The sequence below is a fragment of the Corallococcus sp. AB049A genome (genome assembly GCF_003668885.1).
GTDB lineage: Bacteria > Myxococcota > Myxococcia > Myxococcales > Myxococcaceae > Corallococcus > Corallococcus interemptor.
On the sequence record NZ_RAWL01000739.1, the window covers coordinates 1 to 2,035 of the forward strand.

The 2,035-nt window shown below is 67.7% G+C and carries 2 protein-coding genes and 1 pseudogene; 2 read left to right on the forward strand and 1 reads right to left on the reverse strand.

The window, feature by feature from the left end; all coding sequences use genetic code 11:
* Positions 1-269: 269 nt before the first annotated feature.
* A pseudogene (locus D7X55_RS38880) lies at positions 270-872 on the reverse strand (DUF6444 domain-containing protein); the annotation flags it as partial.
* A gap of 142 nt (positions 873-1,014) precedes the next feature.
* On the opposite strand from D7X55_RS38880, the gene D7X55_RS45010 reads away from it, so the two are divergent.
* A complete protein-coding gene (locus tag D7X55_RS45010; protein WP_233610351.1) occupies positions 1,015-1,068 on the forward strand; it encodes a hypothetical protein in 54 nt (17 codons plus the stop codon).
* 1 nt (position 1,069) lies between these two features.
* Entirely contained in the window at positions 1,070-1,828 is a 759-nt protein-coding gene (locus D7X55_RS38885; protein ID WP_121725667.1) for a DUF5953 family protein, read from the forward strand.
* The last annotated feature ends 207 nt before the right edge of the window (positions 1,829-2,035 follow it).

Here is a 2,035-nt window from a genome sequence, read left to right on the forward strand (position 1 = left end):
TCTCCGGTAGCTCATCCGCGCGCGTCCCTGGCCGCACCGCGGGGGCGGTGCTCGTGGACGCGCGAGAATGCACGGGATGACTGGCCGGGTAGGCGCTCAGCCCACCTACTGGCCGCGTTTCTTCCAATCAGCTCCAGGGTGAACGGACCGCCGCCCCAGTTGCTCCGCGCTGCGATCCGCTTGGCCGACCCCGTCGCGATCCGCTTGGCCGCCCCCGCTATGAACAGCTTGGGTGACCCGACTGCGATCCATTACCCCGGCCCGTCACAGCCCACCGACACGTCCACGCCCAGCATGTCCGAGAGGGCGTCCTTCACCAGCCGTCTGGACAGCCGGTACTTGCCCACCAGTAGACTCGCCAACGCTCCCAGTCGCTCGCCGAAGGCGCTGCGCGCGTGCGCGGGCACGGGCTCCCGCGTCAGCGTGCCGCACGCGCCGCACGCCAGCGCATGGCTGCGGTACTCGGTGACGATGGCTGACAGCGGCGGCACCTCCACCACCTGCTGGCGGCGCGGCTCGCAGTCCCTTCCCACCAGCCGCCGCCGACAGCCCTTGCACTGACGGGGCACCAGTTCGACGACGTGCTGCACCGCCTCGGGCGGCAGCAAGCGCCGCTCGTGTTTCTTGTGCCCTGGCTGACCACCGGGGCCGCGGCCCGTACGCTTCTTCGGCGGGCGCGGCGTACCTGGGGCATCCGAGGAGGGCGGCTTCGAGGAGTTGCTTGAGTTGAGACCCAGCCGCTCCTTCAACTGCCGGTTCTCTTCACGCAACTGCCGGTTCTCTTCCTCCAGGTGCGCGATGCGCTTGAGCGCCGCTTCCAGCAGCGCCTCCAGCTTTGCAATTCGCACGTCCCTGGGGTCGAGTCCCGCCACGAGTGGCGGTGTGCCACTCCGCGGCCTCCGCCGTCGAGCGCCGTCCCGCCCACCGTCCGCTGCCCGGCAGTCCCTTCAAGCAGCCTCCAGCCGGTGAACGGTTACCTTCGTCATTGGGGTGCGCAGCGCCGCGCATAAAGCCGTGCTGTTCGACGAAGATCCCACCCTGAAAGTTGTCATCATGGACTGGTGTTGAAATGACGGCCGCTCACAGAACCCTCATCGTCATCGCCCACGCGCCTGCACTCCAGGATGATGACGACCGTCCGACCGCAGTTGTCCATGCAATGGAACGTGCGCTGCCCGGCTTACGCCTGGGGTGGACGATGTCGGAAAAGGGGGACCTCCTCGCCTTGCCTCAACGCGACGAGTGGGTCGCGGCCAATGTGACAAACGGCGGTTTCCCGTTCCTCTGCAACGATGATGACAACCAGCTCGTGACGGTGGCCGGACAGGAAAACCCAAACGGTCTTGCAGCAGGAAGCCCGCCGCATTTTGAAATCCATGCGGACCTGCCACTCGACGCGGTCGGCCTCGCGGGGGCTGCCGATGTGCTTGCAGGTGTGGCGGAGGGCGCTCGCGCCGTATGGGGGCATGCAACACCCAGCGGTTATGGTGGGATCGTGGCGCAACAGTTCCGCCATCCCGGCGATGCGCTGCACGTTCCGCCCCATGGACTGCCATCGCTCAAGCTCCCATGGGATAGGTCCACGCCTGAGGTTCCGCACTTTCTCGGATGGCTGAACTACTGGTCTGCCGCTACCGCACGGGCCATCGGGTTCCCAGACCTGGCTCGGGACGCGGACCTGCTTTCACGGACGCGGCGCACGGCATCGGGTGGCTGGGTCGTGCAGCTCACCGACGCGCCGCTCGACCTGGACACCCCCGCCCACCTGGACGCGCTCCTTCGGGCCTATGAGCGCTTCCCGGAGATCGGCGGACGTGCAGCGCCTTGACCCGTTTCAGGGGCCCAGCACGCCGCTCTGGCTGTAGGAAAGAGCCCCACTGCGCGGGCGTCCGCGATGGTAGCCTCCCCATTCGGGAGGTCATGCGCCATTGCTCCAACCGTTCAGATTGGCTCTCGCGCTCGTGCTTGTCTCGGGAGCCGCTGCGGGGGCTGAGCCGGCCACGGGGGCCCGCGTTGATCGTAAGCGCTCCGTGAC